The organism is Allobosea massiliensis (assembly GCF_042655245.1).
GTDB lineage: Bacteria > Pseudomonadota > Alphaproteobacteria > Rhizobiales > Beijerinckiaceae > Allobosea > Allobosea massiliensis.
Genome location: NZ_JBHSLU010000063.1, coordinates 137,145 through 155,144, shown reverse-complemented (window position 1 = coordinate 155,144; position 18,000 = coordinate 137,145). Strand labels below are relative to the sequence as shown.

At 68.4% G+C, this 18,000-nt stretch carries 22 protein-coding genes; 4 read left to right on the top strand and 18 right to left on the bottom strand.

Features of this window, described 5'->3' with window-relative positions:
• Nucleotides 1-8: 8 nt before the first annotated feature.
• On the bottom strand, nucleotides 9-842 hold the full coding sequence (locus ACFPN9_RS18510) for a sulfite exporter TauE/SafE family protein (protein WP_066715953.1): 834 nt from the start codon (nucleotides 840-842) through the stop codon (nucleotides 9-11).
• A gap of 328 nt (nucleotides 843-1,170) precedes the next feature.
• On the opposite strand from ACFPN9_RS18510, the gene ACFPN9_RS18505 reads away from it, so the two are divergent.
• Nucleotides 1,171-2,412 carry an SMP-30/gluconolactonase/LRE family protein gene (locus ACFPN9_RS18505; protein ID WP_066715951.1) on the top strand — a complete coding sequence of 414 codons (1,242 nt, stop codon included), beginning with the start codon at nucleotides 1,171-1,173 and terminating at the stop codon, nucleotides 2,410-2,412.
• 42 nt (nucleotides 2,413-2,454) lie between these two features.
• On the opposite strand, the gene ACFPN9_RS18500 is transcribed toward ACFPN9_RS18505, so the two are convergent.
• The 6 genes from ACFPN9_RS18500 to ACFPN9_RS18475 form a co-directional block, all read right to left on the bottom strand.
• Nucleotides 2,455-2,895, bottom strand: coding sequence for an SRPBCC family protein (locus ACFPN9_RS18500; protein ID WP_066715949.1), 441 nt, complete (start codon nucleotides 2,893-2,895; stop codon nucleotides 2,455-2,457).
• A 22-nt stretch (nucleotides 2,896-2,917) separates the two neighbouring features.
• Nucleotides 2,918-3,271 (bottom strand): ArsR/SmtB family transcription factor, encoded by a 354-nt coding sequence (locus tag ACFPN9_RS18495; RefSeq protein ID WP_066715947.1) that lies wholly within the window; start codon nucleotides 3,269-3,271, stop codon nucleotides 2,918-2,920.
• A 50-nt stretch (nucleotides 3,272-3,321) separates the two neighbouring features.
• Nucleotides 3,322-3,774: a PaaI family thioesterase gene (locus ACFPN9_RS18490; RefSeq protein ID WP_377817423.1), complete on the bottom strand. Its 453-nt coding sequence runs from the start codon at nucleotides 3,772-3,774 to the stop codon at nucleotides 3,322-3,324.
• A gap of 10 nt (nucleotides 3,775-3,784) precedes the next feature.
• Nucleotides 3,785-4,786 carry a tRNA dihydrouridine(20/20a) synthase DusA gene (gene dusA / locus ACFPN9_RS18485; protein ID WP_377817422.1) on the bottom strand — a complete coding sequence of 334 codons (1,002 nt, stop codon included), beginning with the start codon at nucleotides 4,784-4,786 and terminating at the stop codon, nucleotides 3,785-3,787.
• Between the two features lie 56 nt (nucleotides 4,787-4,842).
• Nucleotides 4,843-5,856, bottom strand: coding sequence for a DNA topoisomerase IB (locus ACFPN9_RS18480; RefSeq protein WP_066726011.1), 1,014 nt, complete (start codon nucleotides 5,854-5,856; stop codon nucleotides 4,843-4,845).
• A gap of 71 nt (nucleotides 5,857-5,927) precedes the next feature.
• On the bottom strand, nucleotides 5,928-7,067 hold the full coding sequence (locus ACFPN9_RS18475) for an alpha-D-ribose 1-methylphosphonate 5-triphosphate diphosphatase (protein ID WP_066726038.1): 1,140 nt from the start codon (nucleotides 7,065-7,067) through the stop codon (nucleotides 5,928-5,930).
• A gap of 160 nt (nucleotides 7,068-7,227) precedes the next feature.
• On the opposite strand from ACFPN9_RS18475, the gene ACFPN9_RS18470 reads away from it, so the two are divergent.
• Genes ACFPN9_RS18470 through phnE form a run of 3 tightly spaced genes read left to right on the top strand, consistent with a single transcriptional unit; the run spans nucleotide 7,228 to nucleotide 9,745 of the window.
• Entirely contained in the window at nucleotides 7,228-8,097 is an 870-nt protein-coding gene (locus ACFPN9_RS18470; RefSeq protein WP_066726007.1) for a PhnD/SsuA/transferrin family substrate-binding protein, read from the top strand.
• Nucleotides 8,094-8,942 (top strand): phosphonate ABC transporter ATP-binding protein, encoded by an 849-nt coding sequence (locus tag ACFPN9_RS18465; protein WP_197426723.1) that lies wholly within the window; start codon nucleotides 8,094-8,096, stop codon nucleotides 8,940-8,942. The genes ACFPN9_RS18470 and ACFPN9_RS18465 overlap by 4 nt, the downstream gene beginning before the upstream one ends.
• Nucleotides 8,939-9,745: a phosphonate ABC transporter, permease protein PhnE gene (phnE, locus tag ACFPN9_RS18460; protein ID WP_066726004.1), complete on the top strand. Its 807-nt coding sequence runs from the start codon at nucleotides 8,939-8,941 to the stop codon at nucleotides 9,743-9,745. The genes ACFPN9_RS18465 and phnE overlap by 4 nt, the downstream gene beginning before the upstream one ends.
• Before the next feature lie 62 nt (nucleotides 9,746-9,807).
• Here phnE and ACFPN9_RS18455 read toward each other — a convergent pair whose 3' ends face one another.
• The 11 genes from ACFPN9_RS18455 to ACFPN9_RS18405 form a co-directional block, all read right to left on the bottom strand.
• Nucleotides 9,808-10,389 carry a HupE/UreJ family protein gene (locus ACFPN9_RS18455; RefSeq protein ID WP_066726037.1) on the bottom strand — a complete coding sequence of 194 codons (582 nt, stop codon included), beginning with the start codon at nucleotides 10,387-10,389 and terminating at the stop codon, nucleotides 9,808-9,810.
• Between the two features lie 22 nt (nucleotides 10,390-10,411).
• A complete protein-coding gene (gene ureG, locus ACFPN9_RS18450) occupies nucleotides 10,412-11,044 on the bottom strand; it encodes an urease accessory protein UreG (RefSeq protein WP_066726001.1) in 633 nt (210 codons plus the stop codon).
• A gap of 88 nt (nucleotides 11,045-11,132) precedes the next feature.
• Nucleotides 11,133-11,807: an urease accessory protein UreF gene (locus ACFPN9_RS18445; RefSeq protein ID WP_066725998.1), complete on the bottom strand. Its 675-nt coding sequence runs from the start codon at nucleotides 11,805-11,807 to the stop codon at nucleotides 11,133-11,135.
• Nucleotides 11,808-11,812: 5 nt separating this feature from the next.
• The gene (locus ACFPN9_RS18440) at nucleotides 11,813-12,532 is read right to left on the bottom strand and encodes an urease accessory protein UreE (RefSeq protein ID WP_066725994.1); all 720 of its coding nucleotides are present in this window, start codon (nucleotides 12,530-12,532) and stop codon (nucleotides 11,813-11,815) included.
• A gap of 27 nt (nucleotides 12,533-12,559) precedes the next feature.
• The gene (locus tag ACFPN9_RS18435) at nucleotides 12,560-12,868 is read right to left on the bottom strand and encodes a putative quinol monooxygenase (RefSeq protein ID WP_066725991.1); all 309 of its coding nucleotides are present in this window, start codon (nucleotides 12,866-12,868) and stop codon (nucleotides 12,560-12,562) included.
• An 83-nt stretch (nucleotides 12,869-12,951) separates the two neighbouring features.
• Nucleotides 12,952-13,995 (bottom strand): ABC transporter substrate-binding protein, encoded by a 1,044-nt coding sequence (locus ACFPN9_RS18430; protein ID WP_066726036.1) that lies wholly within the window; start codon nucleotides 13,993-13,995, stop codon nucleotides 12,952-12,954.
• A 71-nt stretch (nucleotides 13,996-14,066) separates the two neighbouring features.
• Nucleotides 14,067-14,318: a hypothetical protein gene (locus ACFPN9_RS18425; RefSeq protein WP_066725988.1), complete on the bottom strand. Its 252-nt coding sequence runs from the start codon at nucleotides 14,316-14,318 to the stop codon at nucleotides 14,067-14,069.
• 73 nt (nucleotides 14,319-14,391) lie between these two features.
• The gene (gene ureC / locus ACFPN9_RS18420) at nucleotides 14,392-16,128 is read right to left on the bottom strand and encodes an urease subunit alpha (RefSeq protein ID WP_066725985.1); all 1,737 of its coding nucleotides are present in this window, start codon (nucleotides 16,126-16,128) and stop codon (nucleotides 14,392-14,394) included.
• 39 nt (nucleotides 16,129-16,167) lie between these two features.
• Nucleotides 16,168-16,788 carry an urease subunit gamma gene (locus tag ACFPN9_RS18415; protein ID WP_066725983.1) on the bottom strand — a complete coding sequence of 207 codons (621 nt, stop codon included), beginning with the start codon at nucleotides 16,786-16,788 and terminating at the stop codon, nucleotides 16,168-16,170.
• On the bottom strand, nucleotides 16,785-17,105 hold the full coding sequence (locus ACFPN9_RS18410) for a hypothetical protein (protein ID WP_066725980.1): 321 nt from the start codon (nucleotides 17,103-17,105) through the stop codon (nucleotides 16,785-16,787). The genes ACFPN9_RS18415 and ACFPN9_RS18410 overlap by 4 nt, the downstream gene beginning before the upstream one ends.
• 10 nt (nucleotides 17,106-17,115) lie before the next feature.
• Nucleotides 17,116-17,970: an urease accessory protein UreD gene (locus ACFPN9_RS18405; RefSeq protein ID WP_066725978.1), complete on the bottom strand. Its 855-nt coding sequence runs from the start codon at nucleotides 17,968-17,970 to the stop codon at nucleotides 17,116-17,118.
• Nucleotides 17,971-18,000 lie beyond the last annotated feature (30 nt).

The window sequence follows — 18,000 nt, the reverse complement described above, 5'->3', positions numbered from 1 at the left end:
GTGGTCTGTCAGACCACCAGCGACCAGATGAAGCGGGCCGCGACAAGCAGCAGGAACAGGCCGAAGACGACCTCGAGCTTGCGCTTCGAGAGCCGGTGGGCGAGACGCGCGCCGATCGGCGCCGTCCAGATCGAGGTCGGGATGAACAGGATGAAGCCGATCAGCGAGACATAGCCGAGCGAGAGCGGCGGCAGCACGTCCAGCTTGGGCCAGCCGGCATAGATGAAGCCGAGCGCGCCGGGGATCGAGATCAGCACGCCGAGCCCCGAGGAGGTCGCGACCGCCTGGTGGATCGGGCGACCATAGAAGGTCATGAACAGGCTGGAGAGCTGTCCGCCGCCAATGCCCATCAGCGCCGAGAGCACGCCGATGACGCCGCCATAGATCGTCATCAGGACCTTGCCCGGCATCTCGGTGCCGAGCTGCCAGCGGTCCGACGCGAAGAGAAGCCGCAGCGCGCTGAAGATTGCGACGATGACGAAGATGATCTTGAACAGGTCGGCGGGCGCGAACCGGGCGATGTAGCTGCCGGCGATAACGCCGAGAACAACGGGAACCGCCCAGATCTTCAGGATCGACATGTCGACCATGCCCTTGGCGCGATGGGCGTTGAAGGAGCGGATCGAGGTCGGGATGATCACCGCCAGCGAGGTGCCGACGCAGAGCGGCATGCGGACATCCTCGGGCACGCCGATCACGCGGAAGACCTCGTAAAGGATCGGCACGATGACGGCGCCGCCGCCGACGCCGAAGACGCCCGCGAGCAGCCCGGTGATCGCCCCCGCCGCGACCAGCGAGATGGCGAGGAAGACGAGGTCGCCGACGGGAATTCCAGCAAGCATGACAGCGTTCCGATAGAAGGGGAGGCTGCTGTGGGGGATTTCCGGCGCCGGAGCAAGCGCGGCAGGGCGGAGCCGATATGCAGCGATGATCCGTCGTGCGCGGTCGGGCGCTGTCGCGCGCCCAGCAACACGCGTGCCGCGGGAAGGCTGCACGCATGCTCGCCTTGCGCGGCAGCCCCTACGCCGAGGCCGCTCGACCGCGGCACGGCCTGCTGATGATCTGCGCAGCGTCCGTCCGCCATGGGCGAGCAATTGCGAGGAGACCGTCAAAACGCAGCGAGACCGGCAGCAAGCCGGACAGCCATCAACAATCTGGGAGGATAAAGCGATGACAGACCCTACTGTTCACGACCATGGTCCCACCGAGACGAAAGAAGCGATCCTGTCGCGGCGCCGCCTGATCCACGCCGCAGGGCTCGGGGCGCTGGCCGCCGCCACCGGGCCGGCCTTGGCCCAGTCGACCGCCAATCGGCCGTCCCCACCCACCACCGTCACCACGCCGCCGCGCGATTTCAGCCGCCAGGGCGCTCCGACGACCTATTTCTGGGACCCGGACGTGATCGCGCTCGATCCGGCCTTCAACGGGCTGGCGCAGCCCAATGCGGCGATCCAGCGGATCTGGACCGGCGGCCTCTGGGTCGAGGGGCCGGCCTGGAACGCGCAGGGTCAGTACCTCGTCTGGAGCGACATCCCGCGCAACCGCCAGATGCGCTGGATCGAGGATGACGGCCATGTCAGCGTCTTCCGCGCGCCCTCGGGCAACAGCAACGGCAACAGCTTCGATTTCCAGGGACGGCAGCTCTCGTGCGAGCACCTGAACCGCCGGGTCGTGCGCTACGAGCTCGACGGCTCGGCGACGGTGCTGGCGGACTCGTTCGACGGAAAGAAGCTGAACTCGCCCAACGACATCGTTGCCCATCCCGACGGCAGCTACTGGTTCACCGATCCGCCCTATGGCGGGCAGCTCTACGAGGGCGCGCCCGACGCTCCGGGCGGCCCGAGCAACGCCAATGGCAAGATCAATCCCCGCCTCGGCCAGCCGCCGGGCATCGGGCTCGCCAAGCGGGAACTGCCGACCAACACCTACCGCATCGACCCGAGCGGGCGCGTCGAGCTCGTCGTGCCGGAATCGCAGGTGCCGGACCCCAACGGCCTGTGCTTCTCGCCCGACTTCAAGCGGCTCTACATCGCCTCGACCGGCAAGGGACCGGGCGATACCGGGCCGGGCGGCAAGGGCGACATCCATGTCTTCGATGTCGGCGCCGACAACAAGCTCAGCAATGGCCGCGTCTTCTCGGACTGCATGTTCGACGGCGTGAATTGCGGGCCGGACGGGTTGCGCTGCGATGTCGAGGGCAATCTCTGGGCTTCGTCCAACGCCGGACGCAATGTCGGCTATAACGGCGTCAACGTCTTCAACCCCGCCGGCAAGCTGATCGGCCGCATCCGCCTGCCGGAGGTCTGCGGCAATATCTGCTTCGGCGGGCCGAAGCGGAACCGCCTGTTCATGGCGGCGAGCCAGTCCATCTACGCGCTCTATCTGGGTACGCAGGGCGCCGGGCCAGGCTGAAGACCGCGCTGCGACCGGCCCGGCGCAAGGCCGGGCCGGCCGTCAGGCGAAGAGCGCCTCCAGTTTGGCGAGCGAGCCGGTCCAGCCATGGGTGTGGCCCTTGACCGCTTGCTCGTCGAAGAGCTGCTCGTGCAGCAGGGTCAGGATCGTGCCAGCGCCGTCGGGCTTGAAGGTGACCGTGACCTGCGAGACGCGCTCGGGCGTCGTGATCCAGGACCAGGAGAAGACCAGCTTCTCGTTCGCGACGACCTCGGCATAGATGCCGGAGACCTCGTGACGCTCGCCAGTGTCCTCCAGCATCACCGCGCGAAAACCGCCCCCGACGCGTGCATCGACCGAGACCTCCTGCGTCTCGACATTTTCCGGTCCGAACCACTGCATCAGCAGCTTCGGATCGGTCCAGGCCTCGAAGACCTCGGCCGGTGTAGCGTTGAGCCGGCGCTTGATCGTCAGGCTCGGCGTCGTCGGCACATCCCTGTCCATGAACGATCCTTGCGGTCGGCGCTCAATCTGCATCGGCGGGGGTTTTGCGGCGTGCCTCCAGCATCGCCTCCAGCGCGTCGAGGCGCTGCGTCCAGAATCTTTGATAGCTTGCGAGCCAGCCCATCGCCTCCTCCATCGGGTCGGCATTGAGGCGGCAGGAGACGGTACGCCCCTTCTTCGTCCGCGTGATCAGCCCGGCATCCGACAGCACGTCGAGATGCTTCATCACCGCCGGCAGCGACATCGCGAAAGGCCGCGCCAGTTCGCTGATCGAGACCGCCTCTTCGCCCTCGAGACGCGCCAGCAGCGCCCGGCGGGTCGGGTCCGACAGCGCCGCGAAGGTTCTGTCGAGCTGCGAGGATTCCAACTTAACCATTGCGTTAAGTTACTTTGGGGCGGCCGGGTGCGTCAACAGCGACGGGCGCGTCAATCCGACACGCCTTCGCGGCCGCCGACGGCCATGCAGGTGGCGGTCAGCATAGCGCAGAGCTTCTCGTCTCCGTCACGGACCGCGAAGACCTCGGCAAGGGCCAGCGTCAGCGTCCGCCCGGCCTTGACCACCTTGCCCCGCGCGATGAGCCTGTCGCCGGCGGCAGGCGCGAGCAGGTTGATCTTGAACTCGGCGGTCAGCACGCCCACCCCTGCCGGCATCCGGGTCAAAGCCGCATAGCCGCAGGCGGAATCGGCGATGGCCGCGACCGCACCGGCATGGACGAAGCCGTGCTGCTGTGAGACCTGCGGCCCGATCGGCAGATCGATCTCGACCTCGCCCGGCGCCACGAGCAGCAGCCGCGCGCCCAGCGTCGCCATAAGGCCCTGCTTGTTGAAGCTCTCGGCGACGCGGCGGCCGTTCTCGGTATCGGACAGGGCATCCGCCATCGTCAGGTCCTCAGGCGGCGCGGATGGCGTCGTGCCGCGAAACATGGGCCACCGCCGCGCGCAGATCGGCGAGGCCCGCACCGGCCGCGACGCAATGCTCGGCGAGATGGCGGCGGAACTGGCGCGCACCGGGACGGCCGGGGAACAGGCCGACGAGATGGCGCGTGAAGGCATGGAGCCGCCCGCCGGCCTCGACATAACGGGCGAGATGCGGCTCAAGCGCCTCCAACATGGCGAAGGCGTCCGCCACCGGCGCGTCCTCGCCGAAGAGCAGTGGATCGACCCGCAGCAGGATCTCCGGGTTCTGATAGGCCTCGCGCCCGATCATGACGCCATCGAGATGGGCGAGATGCCCGGCCCATTCCTCCGGGGCGCGGATGCCACCGTTGATGGCGATGGGCAGTCCCTGATGGGCCGCCTTCAGCCGATAGGCGCGGTCATAGTCGAGCGGCGGGATCTCGCGGTTTTCCTTCGGCGAGAGGCCCTGCAGCCAGGCCTTGCGGGCATGGACGATCAGCGCATCGACGCCTGCGCCCGTCACCGCCCGGGTGAGCGCCTCGAGAGCGGCTTCCGGATCCTGATCGTCGACGCCGATGCGGCATTTCACCGTGACGGGAATCGCGACGGCCGCCTTCATCGCCGCGACGCAATCCCCGACGAGCGCCGGCTCGCGCATTAGGCAGGCCCCGAAGGCGCCCCCCTGGACGCGGTCGGAAGGGCAGCCGCAGTTCAAATTGATCTCGTCATAGCCGAAATCGGCGCCGATGCGGGCGGCCTGCGCCAGCAGAGCGGGATCGTTGCCGCCGAGCTGCAGCGCGACCGGATGCTCGACCGCATCGAAGCCGATCAGCCGCTGCCGGTCGCCGCGGATCACCGCCTGCGCCGTCACCATCTCGGTGTAGAGCCGGGCGCGACGCGACATCAGGCGGTGGATGACGCGGCAATGCCGGTCGGTCCAGTCCATCATCGGCGCGACGGAAAAGCGCAGCTGCTCGGGCGAAAGGGCGGTCATGGCGGCTGACTAGCCGAAAATGCGGCGCGATGCACCTATGGCGGCCGCCCGCAGGATCAGGCTGCGACCAGCCCCAGCGCCCGCTCGATCCGCGAGCAGGCGCCACGGGCCTTGGCCTTTTCGTAGCAGCGCTTCAAGCGGCCGGTCGCATAGGCGCGCAGCACGATGGCGTGGACATAGCTCTTGCGGACGACGGCCGGCGTGTTGACCAGCCGCTCCGAGATCGCCCGCATGATGTCGGCGAGCTGGCGCTTCTTGCCCGTCTCGGTCGCGACCACCTCGCCGGCCAGCAGCAGTTCGGCCGCAGCCGCATTGGCGGCGAGCATACGCAGATCCTTGGCACTCACGGGCAGGCCGCTGACGCGCTTGAGATAGGCGTTTATCTCGCTCGCCCGGACCTCGGCGATGCCGCCATCCTCGCGCCGGTACTGCAGCAGGCGCTTGCCCGGCAGGGTCATAATCCGGGTGAGCGCACGGACCAGCGCCGGATCGGAATGGGCGCAGGCGATCTGCTTGCCGCTCTTGCCCTTGAAGGAGAGTTCGACGCGGCCGCCGGCGATGGTGACGTGGCGCTTGAGCAGGGTCGAGGCGCCATGGCTGCCATTGGTCTTGGCATAGGTCTCGTTGCCGACGCGGATATGGCAGCGGTCGATGATCGCCGCCGCGCAGGCGAGCGCCTTGTCCCGCGTGAGCTGCCGGTCCTTCAGGTCGCGGGCGATGGCGGCCCGCAGCTTCGGCAGGGCGCCGAGCAGGCATTTCAGCCGCTTCAGCTTGCGGCGCTCGCGCACCTTCTCCCAGCCGGGATGATAGCGATGCTGGATCCGGCCGGCCTCGTCATGGCCGACCGCCTGGAGATGCGCGCGGGAATCGGCCGCGATCCGGACATCGACATAGGCCGGCGGGATGGCGAGCGAACGGATGCGGGCCAGCGTCGCCTGATCCGTGATGCGGTTTCCGTCAGCATCGCGATAGGCGAATCCCTTGCCGGCGCGGTGGCGGGTGATGCTGAGGTCCGTCGGCGTGGCACGCTTCAGGCGGACAGGGGCTTCTTCCTTCTCCAGCAACGCCATGGCACCGTCCCCGATCTCGACGGCTCTACAATCGGCCCAGCCGGGGAAAGTTCCGGCTGGAACCGGGAGCCTCAGGCGAGCAGGCGCTGGTCGGCGAGATGGACGAGGCGGCCGGCGGCGATCGTCGCGACGACACGGGGATGGGGGCCTTCCTCAACGAGAACGAGATCCGCGCGCTTGCCGGGCGCGATGACGCCGCGGTCGTCGAGGCCCAGTGCCTGCGCCGGGGCGCGCGAAACCAGGGCCCAGGCCTCGGCTAAGCTGGCCGCGCCGCGGCGGGCGAGCAGGAACGGCGCCAGCGCCAGCGCCGGATAGTAGTAATCCGACGCCAGAATGCTGCAGAGCCCGGCGCGCACCATTGCCTCGGCGCTGGGGCAGCCCGTATGCGAGCCGCCGCGCACGACATTGGGGGCTCCGAAGACGATCGCCTCGCCGTGATCGGCGGCTGCGCGCGCGGTCGCCTCGTCGATCGGGAATTCGGCGACGGTCACACCCAGCGACCGGTACCAGGCGCGCATGTCGGGCGTCATGTCGTCATGGGAGAACATCGTCACGCCGGCCGCGCGCGCCGCCGCTGCGAGGCGCGCGATCGAGCCCTCGACCTCGCTCTTGCGGGCATAGACCGTCTCGACGAGGTCCATGAAGGCCTCCGTCGACAGGCCTGTGCGCTCGACCATCTTGCCGATCTTGTCGGGGCGGTGGCGCGTCTTCAGCGTCCCTTCGGTGTGGTCGTTGAAGGCGAGCACACCGACGCGCCCCTCCGCCAGCCAGGCGAGGATCTGCGGCTCGGCATCGAGGTTGAAGGTCTCGTGGCGCAGGTGGAAGCGCGTGTCGGCGCCCAGCTCCGGCTGCAGCCGCGCGATCGCCTCGGCCAGGGCGCGGGCATTCTCCGCCCCGCGCAGGCCCGGCTCCCAAGACCAGGTGACGCCGTGAAAGGCGGTGGTGATACCGCTCGCCAGCAGCGCCCGGTCGGCGTCCTTCAAGGCGAGGTCGATGTCGAAGGCAACGCGCGGCCGCGGCATGATGTGGCGCTCGAAGGCGTCGCCATGGCAGTCGACGAGGCCCGGCAGCACCAGAAGCCCGGTCGCGTCGAGCGTCAGCCGGGCGCCGCCGGCCCGGGCGAAACCGGCGATGAGCCCGTCCTCGAGCATGAGGTCGTGTCGCTCGAGCCCTTCGACCAGAACGGTCCCCCCCGTGATCGCGATCGACACATCCGTCTCCTTGCCATGCACCCGCCCTGCGGCGTTGCGCCTTCGCGCCCGGGCATGACGACAGCATGACACCGGCCGTCACCGAACCGTCAGGCAGCCGTCACCGGGCCGTCGCATGCCGGCCCTAGCGGCAGGGCTCCAGGGAACGGGAGAACGCCCCATGCTGAAGCCCATCGCCGTCGCGCTGCTCGCCGCAGCCGCCGCCTTCGCCGCGCCGGCCGCCCAGGCGCAGGATTCGATCCGCTTCGCCGTCACCGACATCGACGGCGCGGAATCGCTCCAGCGCGAGTTCGGCCCGTTCAAAGCCGCGTTCGAGAAGGTTGCCGACGTCAAGGTGCAGTTCTTCGCGGTGTCCGGCCGCACCGCCGCGGTCGAGGCGATGGCCGCCGGCCAGGTCGATTTCGTGCTGACGGGGCCGGCCGAGTACGTCGTGTTCAAGGCCCGGACCAATGCGGTGCCGGTCGTCGGCTGGCAGCGCCCCGACTATTTCAGCCAGGTCGCCGTGCTCGCGAGCGGGCCGATCAAGAGCGTCGCCGATCTCAAGGGCAAGACGATCTCCTTCGGCGAGATCGGCTCGACCTCGCAGCATCTCGGCCCGGCGCAGGCGCTCGCCGATTTCGGCCTGAAGTACAACGTCGACTACAAGCCGATCTTCGTGAAGCGCAACGTCGCGGTCGAGGCGATGAAGCGCGGCGACATCGCCGCCATCGGCCTCAACCTCACCCATCTCCAGCGCATCCGCGAGAGCGACACCAAGACCGGCTTCACCGTCGTGGCGCGCGGTCGCGACCTGCCGAACGACGTGATGATCGCCAGCCCCAAGGTGAAGCCGGAGATCGTCGCCAAGGTGCGCAAGGCCTTCCTCGACCACGGCACGGAGCTGATGAAGGCGGTCACCACCGGCACGGACGACAACCGCAAATTCGCCGGGGGCGTCTTCCTGCCCGAGGTCAAGGACAGCGACTACGACTATGTCCGCTCGATCTACGCCACGATCGGCATCACCGAATTCAACAAGTTCATCGAGTGACGACGCCCTCGCCCGCCCTCGGGCCGATGGTGACGGGGGCTGGCGTCCCCGTCATCGCCATCGACGGCCTGCGCAAGAGCTTCGGGCCGCGCACCATCATCGAGCGGCTCGACCTCTCCGTCCCCGCCGGCGAGTCGCTGGCGCTCATCGGAGCCAATGGCACCGGCAAATCGACGCTGCTGCGCATGATCGTGCGGCTGGCGGAAGCCGACCAGGGCCGGTTGAGCGTGCTCGGCGAGACGGTCGGCGATCTGCGCGGCTCGGCGCTGAAGCGCTTCCGGGCGCGAGTCGGCGTGGTCTTCCAGAAGCATAATCTCGTCGCGCGGCTCAGCGCGCTCTCCAATGTCGTGCATGGCGTCCAGGCGCGGCGCTCCGGCCCGCGCTCATGGGCGCAGTCGCTCGCGCCGGCTGCGGTGCGCGACGAGGCGATGGCCTGTCTGGAGGCCGTCGGGCTGGCCGACAAGGCGCTGCAGCGGGCCGATTCCCTCTCGGGCGGGCAGTCCCAGCGCGTCGCCATCGCGCGGATGCTGATGCAGCGGCCGGAGCTGGTGCTGGCCGACGAGCCGGATGCCAGCCTCGACCCGCGCGCCGGCCGCGAGATCATGGAGCTGCTGTTCCGGCTGACGCGCGACAAGGGCCTCACGCTGGTCTTCGTCTCGCATCATATGGCGCATGCGCTGCGCTTTTCCGACCGCATCGTCGGGCTGGGCGGCGGGACGATCGCCCTTGACCGCCGGGCCGGTCATTGCACCGAGGCCGAACTCGCCGCCTTCTTCGAAGAGCCGGGCGGCGATACAGCGCCCCAAGAGGAGCCGGTGCGCGCGCCGGCGCCGGTGTTCGCATGAGCCTGTCTCAGACTGCCCGGCCCCCCTTCGCCGTCGATCGCTTCGAGCGGCCGAGCGCCGTCGCCTTCATGGGCGGCTTCCTCGCATTGGCGCTGGTGATCTGGTCGTTCAGCGGCTCGGAACTCTCGGCCGAGAAGCTGATCCGCGGCATCCCCTATATGGGCAACATCCTGACGCGGATGTTCCCGCCCGATCTCAGCCGCCTCGAGCAGATCCTCTGGTCGCTGGCGACGACCTTCCAGATGGCGGTCTCGGGCTGCGTGCTCGGCCTGATCCTGAGCTTTCCGCTGGCGATCCTCGCCGCCGACGGGCTGTCGCCGCATCCGATCGTGCGGGTTCTGGCGCGCGGGCTGATCGCCTTCTTCCGGACAGTGCCGGATCTGATCTGGGCGCTGTTCTTCGTCATCGCCGTCGGGCTCGGCCCCGCGGCCGGCGTGCTGGCGCTGATGATCGACACGATCGGCTATGCCGGGCGCTTCTTCGCCGAGGCGATGGAGGAGACCGACAAGGGCCCGCGCGAGGCGCTGTCGACCATCGGGGCGAGCAAGACCGGGCTGATCTTCTCGGCGGTCGTGCCCAACGCGATGCCGTCCTTCATCGCGACCTCGCTGTTCTGCGTGGAGAAGGCGACACGGGCCTCGGTCGTACTGGGGCTGGTCGGCGCCGGCGGCATCGGCGTCGAGCTCAAGGTGGCGTTCGACCTGTTCGACTACGACACCGCGCTGACGATCATCCTGGCCGTCTTCGCGCTGGTGGTCGCGGTCGAGCAGATCGGCGGCTGGCTGCGGCGCCGCATCATCTGACGCCGCAGGCCGGCTTTCGCCTGATCCTGCCGTCCCGCAGGGGCGGCAGGATGCTCAGACGGCTAGCTCGCGAGAATGGCGACGCCGGCGAGAGCCAGTCCGCCGCCGGCGACACGGGCGAGCAGCGGCGCCCGCGCCGCGAGCAGTCCGGCCAGCCCAAGTCCGGCACCGTGCAGGGCGGCCGTCGCCAGTACGAAGCCGAGCGCATAGCCGAGCCCGCTCGCTCCTTGCGGCAACTCGGCGCCATGGGCATGGCCGTGGAAGACCGCGAAGATCGCGCACGCGGCTGCGCCCGCAGCCAGCGGCGGCGTCGCCCGCAGCGCGATGGCGAGGCCGAGCACGACGACGGAGACGGCGATGCCGATCTCGACACCCGGCAGGGACGAACCGGACATGCCCCAGAGGCCGGCGAGGACCATCATGCCGACAAAGGCGAGCGGATAGGCAAAGCGGGCTCGCCCGCCGGTGAGCCCGGCCCAGAGACCGACCGCGACCATGGCAAGGACATGGTCGACGCCGAAGAGCGGATGCAGCAGGCCGGCCCCGAAGCCATGCACGGCGCCGGCTCCGGTATGGGCGAGAGCAGGCCCGGCCAGCGCCGTCGCGATCACCACCAGCCCCGCCCGTTCTGCCGTTCCGCGCATCGCCGTCTCCCCTGCATGTCCGTCACGCGGCCGGAGCGGCCCGCAGGCCACCCGCCGTCTCGATGAAGTCGATCACGGCATCGACGCCCTCGCCCGCCTTGGTGTTGGTGAAGGCGTAAGGTCGCTTGCCGCGCATCGTCTTCGTGTCGCGTTCCATGACTGCAAGATCCGCGCCGACATGGGGGGCGAGATCGGTTTTGTTGATGACGAGCAAATCAGAGCGGGTGATGCCGGGGCCGCCCTTGCGCGGGATCTTCTCGCCGGCTGCGACGTCGATGACGTAGATCGTCAGATCCGCCAGCTCGGGCGAGAAGGTGGCGGCGAGATTGTCGCCGCCGGATTCGATCAGGATCATGTCGAGGTCGGGGAACTTGCCGCGCATCTCCTCGACCGCGGCGAGGTTGATCGAACAGTCCTCGCGGATCGCGGTGTGCGGGCAGCCGCCGGTCTCGACGCCCATGATGCGCTGCTGCGGCAGCGCGCCGGCCACCGTCAGCAGCCGCGCATCCTCCTTGGTGTAGATGTCGTTGGTGATGGCGCAGAGGTCGTAGCGGTCGCGCATGCGCTTGCAGAGCACCTCCATCAAAGCCGTCTTGCCGGAGCCGACGGGGCCGCCGATGCCGACGCGGAGGGGGCCATGGGGAGAACGCGACATCTGTGAAGTTCCTTGAGCGATCAGGCGGTGCGGCGGGCCGGTGCGGCCCGGAGCGTGGATGAAGAGGGTTGCAATTCGCGCGCCGCGCTCACGAGCGGAACAGCCGCGAATACTGCGTCTCGTGGCGCAGCGAGGCGAGATCGGAGCGGAAGGCGCAGCCGCCGAGGTCGTCCAGCGTCGCGGGCACGGCCTCCGCCGCAGCGGCCTGCACGGCCGGCATCAGGGCCGCGGTGAGCCGCTGTCCGTCGGTCTGGCCGACGATGCCCAACCGCACCGAGGCCGAGACCAGATTGGCGACGAAGGCGAGACCGTAGGCCTCCAGCGAGGCCGCAAGCGGCAAGCCATGCCCCGCGCTGGCCGCCGCGACGGCCAGCGGATAGGCGATGTCGTCGGGGGCGACGCGCTTGAGCCGTTCGATCGCCTCGCAGGGCCAGGCGGCCCGCAGCGCCGTCACGAAGGCATTGCCCTGCGTGACCGTCTCCAACCGGCGCTCGGCGGAATTGGCCAGCGCCAGGGCGAGTTCGGCGATCTCGGCCAGAGCTGCGTCGTCACCGGCCTCGGTGGCGCGGGCGGTGCAGGCGAAGAGGATCAGGTCGTTGCGCAACGAGCCATGGGCGACCAGCGCCTCGAGCCAGTCCCGCAACGTCTCGGCGTCATGCAGATCGCTGCATTCGAAGGCCCATTCGAGGCCGTGAGAATAGGCGAAGGCGCCGACCGGGAAGGACGGCGACAGCCAGACCATCAGGGGCAGATGGGCCGCCATGGCGCTCAGTGATCGTGGCTGCGGCCCTTGTGGCCATGTTCGGCGCCATGCTTGTGGCCATGATCGTGATGGGCGTGATCGCGGTGGGCGTGATCATGCCCGCAGCCGCAGGCGTCGCCATGGTCGTGCGAATGCGCGTGGGCGTGGGAATGAGCGTGCGCCTCGGCCTTGTGACCATGATCATGCGAGCCATGGTCATGGTGATCATGGTCGTGGGCGTGATGGTCATGGTCGTGGTGATGATGCCCGTGATGGCCGTGGGCGTGGCTGGGGTGGTCGCAATTGGCGTGGTCGTGGTCGTAGGCGCCGCGCTCCGGCTGGAAGGGGCGCATCACCGAACTCATCGCACAGCCCTGGCCGCGCACCATCTCGGCCAGGACATGGTCGTTCTCGATATAGATCGCGTCGGCGGTGATCTCGGCCGGCGTGTGCCGGTTGCCGATATGCCAGGCGACGCGCATCAGCCGCAGCGGGTTCTCGGCCTTGATCTCCAGCAGGCTCTGCGGCGCAGCCTTGACCAGGACGAGCCGGCCATCCTCGAGCTTGACCGCATCGCCGTCCCCGAGGGCGGTGGCCTTGTCGAGATCGAGCAGCACGTCCAGCCCACCATCGGCCTTGAGCGCGAGGCGGCGGCGGTTGCGGTCGTCATGGTCGAGCGTCAGCGTATCGACGACGCGGTCTTGCCTGACGGCGGCCTTGCGAACGACGGAGGTGGCGCGAAGCATGATGATGGTCCGTGACTTAAAGCGAGATCAGAGGCGGTCGATCGACCGCGGCTCGATCACTTCGATCACCGGAGGCGCCATGACGCAAGCCCTCGTCGCCCGGAGGAACGCAGCCATGTGCTCAGAGCGCATGTGGCGATCGATATCGGCGCGTGTCTCCCAGCTCTCGAAGGAGACGAACCGACAGGGTTCCGTCAGGCTCTCATGAAACTCGTAGCCGAGGCAGCCGGGCTCGCGGCGGGTGGAGTCGATGCAGGCTGTGGCGGCCTCGACGAAGGTTTCCCAGGCATCGGGGCGAACCTCGATGCGGGCGATGACGAGAAAGGGATCGGACAAGAGGCCAGGCTCCGAAACGCAACGGACGAGTCCGGCTACGCGGCGGAATCGAGAGCAGATGCAGATCCCGACCAGATCGGCGGTCAGCGCGGCTGGGACTTCACCTCGGCGTCGAATTTCTTGAGCAGACGCGAGCGCTCGGCGGGCGAGCCCCAGCGCGGGGTGTCATAGTCGATCAGCTTCATCTCCGAGAAATTCGGCGCGTCGGGGGACAGCGTCGTATTCCGGTTCGAGGGAATCGAGTTGATCTTGAGCTTCGCGTTGATGTTCTGTGCCTCAGGCGAGAGCGTGAAATCGACGAAGCGGCGCGCGGCCTCGGGATTGCGGCCACCCTTGATGATGGAGACCGAGCCGGTCTCGTAGCCCGTGCCCTCGCAGGGAGCGACGGTTTCGATCGGCGCGCCCTGCAGCTTCTGGGTCAGCATGTCGTGGATGAAGGCGATCCCCACCGTCGTCTCGCCGAGCGCGGTCGCCTTCACCGGGGCGATACCGGATTTGGTGTACTGGTTGATGTTCTTGTGCAGGGCCTTGAGATACTCGAAGCCCTTCTCCTCGCCCAGGCGCTGAACCGTCGTGGCGAGGAAGACATAAGCCGTGCCCGACGAGTTCGGGTCCGCGATCTGGACCTCGTCACGAAGCTTGGGATCCAGCAGGTCCGCCCAGCATTTGGGAGCGGGGATGCCGCGCTTCTTCAGCAATTCGGTGTTGTAGCCGATCCCGAGCGCCCCGAGATAGATTCCACTGGTGCGGAACTTCGCCTGCTCAGCATGGCGCTGCGCCCAGTCGAGCAGCTCCGGCAGCTTCGGCGACTTGTATTCGTCGAGAAGCCCCTCTTCCGCCGCCTGGAGATGCGGCTCTCCGGGACCGCCCCACCAGACATCGCCGCGCGGATTGCCGGCCTCGGCCTTCACCTGCGCATAGACCTCGCCCGTGCTCTTGCGAACCATCGCGACCTTGATGCCGGTCGATTTCTCGAAGAGCGTCGCACCTTCGCGGCACTGTTCTTCGAGGATCGAGCAGTAGACCGTGACCTCCTGCGCCGCAGCGGGAGCTGGAGCGGCCGCGCCAAAGCTTGCGGCCACGAGCGAAAAAGCCGCGGCTATGCGGGCCGTGTTGCAGCGATCCATGGCGTCCATCCCAGTCGACGATTGTTTTGCTGACTAGAGAACGGACGCGGCGTGGCTGTCAATCACGGCGGTCAGCTGTCGCGCGTGCGGTCCGGGAGGGCGTCGACCGCCTCGTCTGCCCCCTGATCCCGGTCGAGAACGCCTTCGCGCAGCACCTTCGTCGCGGCATCGGCCTTCGCCTCCGGCGCGATGGCGAGCGGTTCGGTTTCCGGCGTCGCGGTCAATCCGATCGCCGGGGGCTTGCTAGCGTCGTTGCGCGCGCTCGCAGCGAAGGTGGCGAGTGCTTCAGGCTGCTGTCCCTCGGGACCCGTGTCTGTGGCCATGGCGAACCTCCCTGTCCTGATGGGAGACAAACGCCAAGGCTGCGTGGGCTGTTCCGCGCCGCGATCCGGCGCGTCAGAACAGGAAATAGCGCTGCGCCAGCGGCAGTTCCTTAGCGGGTTCGCAGACGAGCAGTTCGCCGTCGGCGACGACCGCGTAGGTCTCCGGATCGATCCGGATGTCGGGCGTGGCGTCGTTGTGGATCATGCTCTTCTTGGAAATGCCGCCGCGCACGTTCTCGACCGCGACCATCTCCTTCTCGGTGCCAAGCCGGTTGCGCAGGCCGTTGGCCATCGCGGCCTGCGAGACGAAGACCAGCGAGGTCGAGGTCACCGCCTTGCCGAAGGCGCCGAACATCGGGCGGTAATGCACCGGCTGCGGCGTCGGGATCGAGGCGTTGGGGTCGCCCATCGGGGCGGCTGCGATCATCCCGCCCTTGAGGATCAGATCCGGCTTGGCGCCGAAGAAGGCCGGCGACCAGACGACGATGTCGGCGAGCTTGCCGATCTCGATCGAGCCGATATGGCGCGAGATGCCATGGGCAATGGCCGGGTTGATCGTGTATTTCGCGACATAGCGCTTGGCGCGGAAATTGTCGGCGCCGGTGCCGACATCCTGCGCCAGCGTGCCGCGCTGGAGCTTCATCTTGTGGGCGGTCTGCCAGGTGCGGGTGATGACCTCGCCGACGCGGCCCATGGCCTGGCTGTCCGACGACATCATCGAGAGCGCGCCGAGATCGTGCAGGATGTCCTCGGCAGCGATCGTCTCCTTGCGGATGCGGCTCTCGGCGAAGGCGAGATCCTCCGGGATCGACGGCGACAGGTGATGGCAGACCATCAGCATGTCGAGATGCTCGTCGAGCGTGTTGACGGTGAAGGGCCGCGTCGGATTGGTCGATGACGGCAGGACGTTGGGCAGGCCTGCGACCTTCATGATGTCGGGTGCGTGGCCGCCACCCGCCCCTTCCGTGTGGAAGGCGTGGATGGTGCGGCCCTTGAAGGCGGCGATCGTGTCCTCGACGAAGCCGCTCTCGTTCAGCGTGTCGGTGTGGATCATCACCTGCACGTCGTAGTCGTCGGCGACGGAGAGGCAGTTGTCGATCGCGGCGGGCGTCGTGCCCCAGTCCTCGTGCAGCTTCATCGCGCAGGCGCCGGCCTCGACCATCTCGATCAAGGCGCCGGGCAGCGCGGCATTGCCCTTGCCGGCGAAGGCGAGGTTCATCGGGAAGGCGTCGGCGGCCTTGATCATCTGGCCGAGATGCCAGGGGCCGGGCGTGCAGGTCGTCGCCAGCGTGCCATGGGCCGGGCCGGTGCCGCCGCCGAGCATGGTGGTGAGCCCGCTCATCAGCGCATCCTCGATCTGCTGCGGGCAGATGTAGTGGATATGGCTGTCGAAGCCGCCGGCCGTGACGATCTTGCCCTCGCCCGCGATGACCTCGGTGCCGGGGCCGACGATGATCGTCTCTTCGGGATCGAAATTGCCGAAGCCGCTCTGGATGTCGGGGTTGCCGGCCTTGCCGATGGCGCAGATCCGCCCGGCGCGGATGCCGATGTCAGCCTTCACGATGCCCCAGTGGTCGAGGATCAGCGCGTTGGTGATGACGGTGTCGACGGCGCCGTCGGCATTGCGGACCTGGCTCTGGCCCATGCCGTCGCGGATGACCTTGCCGCCGCCGAACTTCACCTCCTCGCCATAGGTGGTGAAGTCCTTCTCGACCTTGATGACGAGATCGGTGTCGCCGAGGCGCACCGTGTCGCCGGTGGTGGGGCCGAACATCGCGGCATAGGCGTTGCGGGGGAAGTTGAAGGGCATGAACGCGTCTCCTCGAAGCGGATCGGGGCCGGAGGCAGCTCAGAGCTTGCCCATCACGTCCTGACGGAAGCCATAGACCTCGCGCTTGCCGGCGAGCGCCACGAGCCGGACCTCGCGGGTCTGGCCCGGCTCGAAGCGCACGGCGGTGCCGGCCGGGATGTCGAGCCGGAAGCCCCTCGCCTTGTCGCGCTCGAAGGACAGCGCCGGATTGGCCTCGAAGAAATGATAATGCGAGCCGATCTGGATCGGCCGGTCGCCGGTGTTGGAGACGGTGAGGATCAGGCTCTCGCGGCCCTCGTTCATGACGAGGTCGCCCGGCAGCGTCGTCACCTCGCCGGGCCTGAGGCGCCCGGCGGAGCCGCGGATCGGCTCATGCACGGTGACGAGCTTGGTGCCGTCCGGGAAGGTCGCCTCGATCTGCACGTCGTGGATGAGTTCGGCCACGCCGTCCATCACCTGATCGGCCGACAGCACCTGCGCTCCCGCCTGCATCAGATCGGCGACGGAACGGCCGTCGCGCGCGCCCTCGACCACGAAGTCGGTGATCAGCGCGACGGCCTCGGGATAGTTCAGCTTGACGCCGCGCTCGAGCCTGCGTCGCGCGACCATGGCGGCCATGGCGACGAGCAACTTGTCCTTTTCGCGCGGCGTCAGATTCATGACTTGCCCTTCTCTTCGTCCTCGTCGGCGGCGTCCGGACCCTCGTCCTCGCCGTCCTCGTCGTCCGATTCCTCTTCGTCTTCGTCCTCGACGCCGAAATCGGCATATTCGTAGGCGAAGACGATCTCGCCCGTCGCCGGATCGAACGCGCTCGCGGTCGATTCCTCGAAGGCCTCGATCAGCATCTCGGCGTCATCGGGCCCGTCGACGTCGAAGCGGCGCACAGCCTCCTCGCCCTCGCCGCTCAGCGCCAGTTCGATCGCCCAGCCCCGCGCTCCGGTGTCGTAAATGCATTTCAGACCCTGGATCGCCAGCATGATGCTCTCCTCAAGTTGACCAAGTGCGCGGCAGCGCACGGCCGGTCAGATGCCCGAGCAGCGTGACGAGCACGCGACGCAGGGCCTGGGCATCGGGAGAGAGAAGGCGGACGATCAGAAGATCCGAAACGAGGCCGGCGCCGAGTTCGACCGCGGCGGACTGGGCCTCTTCGGCGAGTGCGCGGACCTGCTCCAGCCTGTCGGCGAGATCGCCACCGGCAATGAGGATCGTCGCGACGGCGCGGGCGCCGGCGCCGATCGCCGAGCGCCCCAGCGTCTGCGCGATCGCGCCCTCGAGCCGGACATCCTCGGCGAAGACGAGCTTCCCCTCCCGGCGGATGCGCCAGCGATCGCGGAGCGCCCCGCGCGCGACGCTTTCACCCATGGCGCTGCGGCCGAAGAACACGCTCTCGCAGGCGACGAGCCTTGCATCGGCGGCGAGATCGACGGCGAGGCGCCGGTTGAGGCGCGCGCCAGAGAACAGGATGCTCTCCTGGGGCACCCAGCAGAGCGAGGCCCCGGCGGCCACCGTCAGCCCGGTCTCGATCCGGGTATCGGCACCCTGGCTGCGGTAGATCTTCTCGGCGGCCTGGGTGGTAACGACCGCCTCGCTTCCGGGACCGAGATCGACCGTCACGCTCATCGCGTCGCCGCCGGCCATGCCGCCGCCGGTGTTGATCAGCACGGCCTCGCTGGTCGCGTCGAAGGTGGTGGGGAAACGGGCGCGGTAGCCGCCGGACTCCAACAGATCCAATCTGTGCGTCCGGCTGCCGACGCGGCCGAAGCGCAGCGCCACCCCGCCCGCAGCGCGGACATAGGCTGGCAGCACGGGCTCGGAGGCGGCCGGTACGGGCGGCGCAAACATGAAAGGTCCCGGATCGGGCTGGCGGAGTCG